This window comes from Candidatus Hydrogenedentota bacterium (assembly GCA_019695095.1).
In the GTDB taxonomy this organism is placed as follows: Bacteria; Hydrogenedentota; Hydrogenedentia; order Hydrogenedentales; family SLHB01; genus JAIBAQ01.
The window spans coordinates 1-10,203 of the sequence record JAIBAQ010000202.1; the positions used below are offsets into that span (position 1 = coordinate 1).

The 10,203-nt window shown below is 56.0% G+C and carries 5 protein-coding genes; 2 read left to right on the forward strand and 3 right to left on the reverse strand.

Features of this window, described 5'->3' with window-relative positions:
• Positions 1-2,165, reverse strand: a 2,165-nt coding sequence (locus K1Y02_22260) for an LprI family protein (GenBank protein ID MBX7259103.1), incomplete at its 3' end; no start/stop codon positions are given.
• A gap of 355 nt (positions 2,166-2,520) precedes the next feature.
• On the opposite strand from K1Y02_22260, the gene K1Y02_22265 reads away from it, so the two are divergent.
• Positions 2,521-3,597, forward strand: coding sequence for a hypothetical protein (locus K1Y02_22265; GenBank protein MBX7259104.1), 1,077 nt, complete (start codon positions 2,521-2,523; stop codon positions 3,595-3,597).
• 27 nt (positions 3,598-3,624) lie between these two features.
• Positions 3,625-3,855 carry a hypothetical protein gene (locus K1Y02_22270; protein ID MBX7259105.1) on the forward strand — a complete coding sequence of 77 codons (231 nt, stop codon included), beginning with the start codon at positions 3,625-3,627 and terminating at the stop codon, positions 3,853-3,855.
• Between the two features lie 466 nt (positions 3,856-4,321).
• On the opposite strand, the gene K1Y02_22275 is transcribed toward K1Y02_22270, so the two are convergent.
• Entirely contained in the window at positions 4,322-5,203 is an 882-nt protein-coding gene (locus K1Y02_22275; protein ID MBX7259106.1) for a nucleotidyltransferase domain-containing protein, read from the reverse strand.
• A gap of 274 nt (positions 5,204-5,477) precedes the next feature.
• Positions 5,478-9,353 (reverse strand): PAS domain S-box protein, encoded by a 3,876-nt coding sequence (locus K1Y02_22280; protein ID MBX7259107.1) that lies wholly within the window; start codon positions 9,351-9,353, stop codon positions 5,478-5,480.
• Positions 9,354-10,203: the final 850 nt, after the last annotated feature.

Consider the following 10,203-nt stretch of genomic DNA (forward strand, 5'->3'; position numbering starts at 1 on the left):
TCCTTCTCAATGGGATGGGCATTGAGCTCAACCTTGGTGTATCCTTCGAGTGCAGGGAGTTGTTCGTTAGCCTCTACAGGGTGAGCTCTTCCTTCGGCCCACTCCAAGTCTACCGATTTCACCAATCTGAGTCCGTCCATGCTGACTGTATACAGCGCTTCTACTCCGGTGGCTGCACTCGTGGTAAGGTACGTTTTCAAATAGCCAACACCTTTCTCCTTCACGAACAACTCCATACCCGACACCGTATCGAGTTCATCGATCTTCTTGTACTTGCGCTCTCCGACCTTTAAGTAAAGCTGCCAGGGTGCACCGTGATTACCCATTGAGTCAGAGATGCCGATATCCATTGCCCCGTCATTATTGAAATCCGCTTCCGTCATAAGGCGAGGAACTCGTTCAAAGGGTTCTGACTCCGCGTAGCATCTCGCGTCATAGTAGGGGTCAAAGACGAAAGCCGCAGGTAACTGCACTTTCTTGACATCAGGCGAATCGGGATTGATGGACTGCAATGCGAGAAGCGCCGCGGCGCTTACTCCCGGCCTATTGCTGCGGTAAAGGTCCCACAATGTTGGAACGGCGGGCTTAGCCGATTCGCCGGCAGCGCTGAGAACATCAATGAAATAGACCGCTTCGGTCGGGTCTTCATTTTTCGACAGAGAAACAAGTTTTTCGATTACTGTATCTGCAGGGTGCTTGAATCGGACAAGCGTCGCCGCTGCCCGGCGAACGGCCACTTTGTCTTCCCCTTGGAGCAGTGCTTCCAGTTGCGGGACGGCATGGTCGCCAATCTTCACCAGGGCATCGCCAAAGCAATACGAGAATACCGTATTCGGATCAACTAAGCCTTCTATCAGAGAAGAAGTCAATTCGGTGTCTTCTGGAGAGATGATTGTGAGGACCGCAAACATGGCATCAAAGTCACCATCTGAATCACGCCCTCTATTGATAAGTGTGGGCAATGCAGCCTTCGCCGCGGGACCGAGCTTGCAGAGTACTGCGGTATACCCGTAGCCCGTTGGGAACGCAATATAGGCTTCCACTATCCCTTTGACGACTACCGGGTTGTCTGGATCAATATTCAGCGCCGCTTGGGCAGCGCAACTCCTCCGCCATGCCCGCTCTCGCGAACCATCGTCAGGGTTCTCAATGATCCTCAAGAGTGACGGGATTGCTTCCTTTGCATTCGGCCCAAGCAGAGCCAATGCGTTCATGCTCATTAGCGACACGGCGGAATTGGAGCTCGAAATCCTTGAGAGCAGTTCAGGAATCGCCACGGGGCCAACGGCCGCAAGGAACTTCGGCAGAGTCTCGTTGGTCTCTTTGCTGGAATCTAGCAGTTCCAGCAGAGTCGGGAGCGCTTTCGCCCCAAGGTTCTCGAAAATGGGTGCTGCACTTGGAGGAAGCATACCGAGCTTAAGTTGAGCAATGAGTATCGGAAGGGAGTCGGCAGCATTCGCTTCAAAGTAATCGAGCGCCTTCTTCCGCACATCGGCGCTCTCGCTCGACAACTGCGAAAGACGCATTTCCCTTTCGATGTCTGTCGGCGCACCGGAGAGGTTCTGCCCCAGACGAAAGCCTCTAGTCTGCAAGAAGAAGGCGCGCTCATACGTTAGCTCTGTCTTGACGAGGAGCGCGGCGGAAGTACGGTTTGGGCAGACAGTGGACTCGGATTCGGCGGACGCGTCACGATAGGTAATCCAAGCACGTTGGGCTTCTTTCAGCGTATCACGTTGTCCCGCGCGGTTAAGGTATCGGCGATGCTCCCTGTACATCTTGTTGATGGAGTCGTCCGCATCGCGAAACTCCGCATCCGACCCGACTAGATCGCGGCGTTCCAGCATCCTTTTCAGATGGCTCACGCGCGACCATGTCAAAGAGGCCAAGAACTCGCTATTCGCCTGCTCGCCACTGTAGGCGTAATTTTCGATCTCTTTTGCAAACGCGACAACTGCCAACTTGCGGTACTCTTCCCAGGCTTTCTGTGCCGCTTGTAACTTCAATTTCTGGGCGGGATCGAGCTGTGCTTCCACCTGTGCGTAGGTTGCGGTGAGCTGCGCTTCGGCATTTTGGAGTTTTTGTTTCCATTCTTCCTCGGGAGCGGCTGAAGCGCTCACGAAACAGAGAATAAGCGTCAGAAACGTGAGGCAGAAGAACCTAGGCATGCCCGTACAACTCCGTCATTGGGACTCTGATCGCCGCCGATACTCCTGCCGATGGTTTCGAGAAGTCCAATCGGGCGAGTATCGCAGTACGTTGGTTTCACGCTCCTCGCGTCAAGCGCGCTGGAGTCATTAATACACTATTTCAGCGAAGAGTTGCGAGACGATTGGCAGGATAAGCGTTGCGGGGTGTTGAAATAGACGCCACGTGCAGCACAGTCCGAGGTGACGTCGGAACCGTTCGCATGCGGTGAGCAGACTTTGTAAGATGGGAGCGAATAAGCGCGGAGAGGGGGGATGCCTTTGCCGCGATTGATGTGGCGGTACCTGTCATCGGGGAGTGGCGAAAGGGGCATTCATGCAGTCAAATACGAATCGCAAAGCGCAATTGTTGGGGCTTCTGGTTGCGGCCTGTTTGGGTGCGGCGCAGTGGGCGTATGCACAACCCGAGAATCTGCCACAGGTGGAGGTGAAGGACGTTCGGCGGGTCTATGACAAGGGTCCGCACAATGCCTTCACCGACCTGATCCGGTGGCAGGATCGGTTCTGGCTGACCTTCCGCAGTTGCCCCGATGGGCACATGGTGCATCCCTCGTCGTGCATCATCGTGATGTCGAGCACGGACACGCGGACCTGGCAAGAAGTGCACCGGTTCTCCGTGCCATTGCGCGATACGCGGGACCCGCATTTCCTCGCGTTCAAGGGACAGCTCTTCGTGTACACGGGGACGTGGTATTCGGGCGAGACCACGCTGCCCACGGATCAGTACGACATGAACAAGCACCTCGGCTACGCGGTGTGGACGGCGGACGGCACGGCGTGGCAGGGGCCGCGCCAGTTGGAAGGGACTTACGGTCACTACATCTGGCGCGCCGCAACGTTCGGTGACAAGGCGTATCTCTGCGGACGGCGCAACAAGGATTTCGCCCAGGTGAATGGCGAAGGGGAAATCGTGGAATCGGCCATGCTCGAAAGCGACGACGGCTTGGTTTGGCGCTACCATTCGCTGTTTCAAGAAGTCAGTGGCGATGAGACGGCATTTATCTTCGACGAGAACGGCGACATGACCGCCATCGGCCGCAGAGGCCGGGGCCCCGCCCAGTTGATTAAGTCGCGGCCGCCGTACACCGAAATGACGCGCTCCGAACTCACGGAGTACGTGGGCGGTCCCCTGGTGACGCGCTGGGGCGGCCGTTGGGTCGTCGGCGGACGCAAGTCCACAGACGCGGGTTCGCGGATGGTGCTGTATTGGCTGGTAGACGACAAACTGGTTCAGTTTGCGCAACTCCCCAGCGACGGCGACTGCTCCTATCCCGGCTTCGTCGAACTCGACCCCAGACACGCCGTGGTTTCCTGGTACTCCACCCACGAGACCGACGCCGCGGGTGCAAAGATGACGGCGGTGTATGTGGCGGATGTGGTGATCGCGGAGTAACCGTTCGGTCATGGACTGGTTTTAGCGATGGCGCGGAACCGAATACTTGACGAACTGTACGACGTACGCGCGCAGATTCTCGCCGAGCACAGCGAAGATCTCGGGAAGTATATACGCAGCGAGTTGGAGCGGCTAAAGTCGAAAGGACATCCGATTGCGCATATCAAGCAACGGAGCATCCGTTACGCTGATACCGCGTATCCGAGCCAGCGGGTATCTGAAGGCTCCGCACCCGAGTACAGTGAGCGGCCACGATAAGCGAAGGTTCGTATCCGTACTGCAACCAGTCATCTTCTTTGTTATTTTGCAGAAGTTGCCTCCTCATTCCGTACATTTCCGCTTTGTTGAGGCAAGGATTCAAGCGCAATTCAACCGCAATTCCCTGTGACTCCAGTGCTCGCCCTGGTCTGATATCATTCGGGCTTGATTGTTCCTTCTTTTCGTGTGATTGGTGTGATTCGTGGTCAAATCCCAATTCCCGTCTACTGTGCCCTATGTGCCACTATCCGCTGTTTCTACTTCTAATGGATCCAGCTCTTCGCGCGCTTGTCTGCATTCCCCGTGCTTCCCGTGTCCCCCGTGGTTTGAAGTCATTCGAGCCCGATTGATTCTCTTATCGGCGTTCATCGGTGGTTGAATCGATTTGGTTGCGGCTATGCCGCGCCAGGGTTTCGTTATATTTCACGCACGAGATAGACGCCGCTGGCCCCGCGCCGCATTTCGGTTATGTCGGCAGCGTGTAGCGTGACTGATAGATGCCGTCAGTCAGGGAAATCGATTCCGTCAGAAGCTGCGCAACAGCATCGACGGCGGAGAGCAATTCGGCGGGAGACTGGCCGGTGGCCCCGATGATGTTCTGGACACGCGGCATGAAGCCTGCGGGGACGTGATCGAAACTCTCCGTTTCAACCAGAACGGTCTTGTCGTTTATCGGGTATTTGCGATTGAGGGCAAACAGCGCCAAGACCATGTAGTTGATTGCGCGCGTTAGGCAGGACGCTGTTCCGTAGCTATCGCCGCGCGTCGCATACTTCCGGGCGAATGCGCCCAGAGCGAACTCGGCGGCCCAGAGGTAGTTTCGAACGACGGACTGACGCAGCGGCTCGGGGTAGACGGCGACGCGTTGCTTTAGTCGAGGGAGGATACTCTCGGGATCGTGGAGGGGAACGCAGATATCGACTTCACCGAGATACGTCGCGCTGAAGAATCCAAACGGGGGTTGCTGTTCGTAGTTGAGCTCGTAGCGCCCGGCTTCCGCGTCGGCGATCACACGCTCCACGTGCTCAAGACTGCGGTAGATGAAATCGATGCGTTGTCCCTCAACGGTAAGCCATGCGCCCCCGTTCACCCAGGGTCCCCATTCGAAGAATCCGGTGACAACGGGAGCAGGGGTATCGTTGACGGATTCGGCCAGCGCGCGGATCTCGTCAATCGAGCAAGGGTCGGATTCAGAATAGAATATGCCAAGGTCGATATCGGAGCCTGGCCGCGCTAATCCACGCGCATAGGAACCGCCGAGGACCACGGCGCGAACGCCGGAAACGTTGCCGAGACGCGCGGCTACTGACTGCACGCATTCGCGCTGTTTATCGGACAGTTGTGTCACAAAAACTCCTTGCTCAGGGCTACGTCCTATCCTCGTTGAGTTTTCGCGCTGCGTCCGAGCGATTCGGCAAGAGCGGCACAGGTCGCGACTCCTATCCGCCGCAGGCGAATTAGTAGCCACCCCATTTGCAGGGATGATAAGACATGGCCGCTGCAGTTGAAACATTATGAGGACGCCAAAGCGACCTCGCGTAGTCAGTTGGCGGTGGCGAGGGCCGGTTGACGCTGGGGATGGTAGTCGGCACTCGCGTTGGCAATGCCAATGCCCACGCGCCTCAATCCTCCATATCGTCGTCCTCTACACTTCCCTGGCGATCGTCCAGAAGTCTTCGCACGACTCTCGCCAGGTGTGGAGCATTGAGGGGCTTCTTGAGGTAGGATCGAATACCCATCGCCACGGCAGCGTCCTTGTCAATAAGGTCACTGTGTCCGCTACAAAGAATGATAGGGATGCCAGGGCGGATTTCGAGGAGCTTCCTGCTGAGGTCTGCTCCCGTCATCTTCGGCATAGTCTGGTCCGTGATGACAAGGTCGAATGCGCTGGGGTCTGCGCGGAAAACCTCCAGTGCTTTCTCGGAAGAAGTATACGGTTCTACCTGATATCCCGCGTGTTCCAAGAACAGGCTGTACAGGCGAGTAATAGATTCTTCGTCATCTATTGCGAGGATTCGCTCACCGTTGCCTGCCTCTACATCCGCCTCATCCTCCTCGACCTGGTATCGTGCCTCCTCTGCGGCGCGCGGGAAAAAGACCGTGAAGGTACTTCCCTCGCCAGGCGTGCTGTCTACCGTGATAGCTCCTCCGTAGCTGTGAACGATTCCATGTACAATGGCCAAACCCAGCCCCGTGCCCTCCCCCATTGCCTTGGTTGTAAAGTACGGTTCGAAAATTCGGGTCATCGTCTCCGGCTCGATGCCGCTGCCTGTGTCTGCAACAACAAGCCGCACATACTGACCAGGCCGAAGGTCGGGGTGCGGACCCGCCTCATCTTCAATCAGGCAAACCTCCCTCATCTCCACCGACAGTCTTCCGCCTTTCTCGCGCATCGCGTGGTAGGCGTTTGTGCAGAGGTTCAAGACAATCTGGTGGATTTCCGTGGCGTCGGCCATCACAGGGCCGCAGTCCTTGTCAATGTTCTGGACAATGCCAATGGTAGAGGGCAGCGTGCCTCTCAACATCTTGAGGGCTTCTTTTACAATCGCATGAATCAAAATTGGGCCGTATTCTCTTTCCTTCCTTCGACTGATCGCCAGAATCTGCTCGACCAACTCAGTGGCGCGCTCTGCGGCCTTCTTGACTTCATCAAGCATCTCGCGAGAAGGACTGCCCTTGTCCATTTTGGCAGCGGCCATTTCGGTAAACCCCAGAATGGTGCAAAGTATGTTGTTGAAGTCGTGAGCAATCCCGCCAGCCAGGCTTCCGATGGCCTCCATCTTCTGCGATTGGCGCAAGTGCTCCTCCAACTCCACCTCGCGTGTGATGTCTCGCTCGACCGCAATGAAGTTCACGGTCTTTCCCGAAGCATCGCGCACGGGAGAAATCGTCGCCTCCTCTATGAAAGAAGTTCCATTCTTTCGTTTGCTGACGATTCGACCGGACCATGTCTCGCCTCCCAACACGGTATCCCAGATCTGCTCATTGAGAGCATCATCGTACTTGCCGCTCTTGAGCACGCTCAGATTCTGGCCGGTGGCCTCCGCCCGGGTGTAGCCGGAGACAGACGTGAATGCGGGATTCACATATTCAATAGTCCCGTCCGAGTCAGTTATGACAATCGCCTCGGCTGCCTGTTCAATGGCCGACATGAAGCGCTCACGCTCCGCCTCAGTCCGCTTTCGATCTGTAATATCCTGGAGCAAGGCGACGAAGTAGTTGACGGAATGATCAGGCTTTCGAACACAAGCAACCGAGAGGTTAGCCCATATGATATCGCCGTTCTTGCGAACGAACCGTTTCTCCAGCGAATAGCTGTCGATCTCTCCCGACACCACCCGGTCAAACTGCGCAAGATCCAGTGCGATATCGTCAGGGTGCGTTATCTCAGGCCAGGTCATGTGTACGAGTTCGTCAGCGGAATAGCCGAGCATGGTGCAGAGACCCGAATTCACCTCAAGCCACCCCTTCTCGACTGAGGTCACGGCGATCCCCACGAGCGGCAGGTCGAAGTAGGTTTGGAGCCGGGCGTTTCTCTCCGAAAGCGCATCTTCGGCTTGCTTGCGCTCCGTGACGTCAACGAAGAAACCTTCCCACAGAGTGCTCCCATCTTCTTTACGTTCTGGCAACGACGTAGCTTCAATGTATAGAACTTTCCCGTCGTTTCGCACAGCCCGTATTGTCTCACGGTAGGCCTCCAGGCGCTCCGCAGACTTAGAAATGGCATTCCTGAATTTATCCTGGTCTTCAGGGTGGACTAACCCCATTAGCGTCGATGAATCCTTCATCACGGTCTCGGCCTTGACGCCCAGTATGTCTAACACCTTGTCGTTGATGTAAGGAAGTGAGAACTTTCCATCCGGCGTGAGCAGGAATTGGTAGACGACGGCAGGAGAGTTCTCTGCGAGCCTTCTGTATTTTTCCTCGCTTTCAATCAGCGCCATTTCAATCCGTTTCCGGTCGGTAATGTCACGGATGCTGGTACGCTGTCCGATCGGTTTGTCCCGATCGTCGCGAATCGGCTGCCAAGAAGCCCCCATCCAGCGGACCGATTGGTCTTTGCGGGAGATACGGAACTCGAGATTACTCGTTGAGGTCTGCTCTGCAATGGCCCGCCGCAGGCGCGCTCCGAACTCTGCACGGTCAACCTCATGCACGATGGGGAGTGGATAGTCGGACATGGCTCGGCATTCTGCTACGCTGTATCCTGTCAATTTCTCGACGGCAGGGTTCACCCACATCAGTTGGCCATCTGACGCGAACCAGCTTTCCCAATCGTAGGTATAGTCCGCAATCGCCCGTAAGTGTTCCTCGGCGCGCTTCCGTTCGGTAATCTCGATCGAGACGACCATCATGTATTGCAGTTGGTTGTTGTCGCAGATTGGCACGATGGTGGAGTGGTACCAATGGTCGTTTCCTTCGACGTCCACGACGCAGCCTTCCTGCTGAACGACCTCCCCCGTCTCCTTGGCCAGATTCAGGTTTGCACGCATTTGCGCTTTGAACTCGACGGGATAGAAGGAGAACGGGTAAGGCTTGCCGTAGTACTTCGTTACGTCATCCATTCCGAGTTCGCGTACGCCGGCGGCGCTCATGTACTGCAGATTGAAATCGCGATCGAGGACTTTGGTGCATATCGGAGAATGCTCAAGCCATGCGCGGTCTCTTCTCTGCAGCTCCCGGAGATCTTCCTCCACCCGCTTCCGCTCGGTGACGTCCTGTGCTACCCCGTACATCCTGACTGGCCGACCGCTGGAATCATGTTCCACTAGCCCAAGCGCCAGGATGTCTCTTACTTCTCCGTTATCCTGGCGCACAATCCGATGCTCAAGGCGATAGGGATTGGCCCCGTCAAGAGCGTCTTGAAACGCTGCTTCGATTCGCGCCGTATCCTCAGGATACGCACTCATCATGAGTTCTTTGCGGGTAATCCTAGAGGCATGAAGGCCATGTATCCGCTGCCAGTTCTCGGAGAACGTCCACGTATCCTCGCGAATATCCCATTCCCATGAACCTTGATTGGATATCTCTTCAGCGGCCTCCAGAATGGCCTTGAATCGCTTGATCTGGAGTTCATCCCTCTTGTGCTCAGTGATATCCTCTCCGAGGGAAATGTAGCCAACGGCCTTCCCCTCGGCATCAAAAAGTGCATGGTCGGTCCATCGGTGCCAGCGGACCTTGCCGCCCGGCGAATGCACTTGGTGTTCATGCGTTTGGGTCGGGGATTCGACTGTCAGCGCTGAGATGCTGGCCTTCACACTTTCCCGGTCAGATTCCGGAATCCGAAAAAGATTGGACGTCCCGGCCAACTTCTCGGGCGTTGTGGCAAAGAACGTGCAATAGGCATTGTTCGCGTAGGTGATCTCGCCGCCCGGCCGGAAGCAGCAAATCAGTACGGGTATATCTTCCAGGATCGTCCGGTAGCGTTCTTCGGCCTCACGCAGCTTCCGGACCTCATCAGTAAGCTGTGTCTTTGTCTGGTTGCCATTGTCTGCCATGCGCTTGCCTCTTTCGACTCGTCAGACATAGCCTTGCCGGAACTCGCGAGCCAGAGAAGCATTCTGTCACAAAGCAGGAATTTGCGCAAATGGCGCAAAGGGAGTGCGTATTTCTAGTAATCCATGAAAAACGCTGCTCGCCGTTCCTGATAATTCTTCCGGCCTCTTTCGTCGGAGGTATTACGTATTCTCTATGTGCGAGAGAAGCATGAGAGTGATCGGAACGGGGTCGGCAGACTACCTACCCTATGAAGGACTCCCCCTGTCCATCTAACACCTCGGCATCGCATCAGGAAAGAATCTGCGCTCGTGGTTCCGTTAAGGGGAGTGGCGAAGCGACACTCACTCCTGGAGGTTTGTGTTTACGTTGCCCTCGGCGTCAATTTGACTGACTGGTGCGGCGTGAGTGATTCAAAACAAAAGTACAGTGCGAGAACGGTCATGAGTGACAGGTTCTCGCATTGGAATTCCTATGGCTGCGCGAGCAGGACTCGAATCCGCCGCAGGCGGATGAATTGCCACCCACTCTACCGCCTGAGACATCGCGGAGTATCGTGTCCGGATGCGCGATCAGACGACGGACCCGACTTCAAGTTTTCGGCACAGCTCTTCTTGCGCAAGTTGCTCATGCACGCCAAAACGGAAGCAGAGGATGGAGCAGATTCTGGGAACTGGTACAAGCGAAGCGGCAAAAGGTCGCGCAGGCGTGTCTATCCCCGCATTCTGCGGACTTACACCCAAAATCTAACTCCGTGAAGTGGACAGTTATGCCAATGCGGCACCGCTCAAAGTGCAAGGAGTAGACCCATCTATATAGGATGGCAATAAATGAGGCCCGAACCGTGCCCAC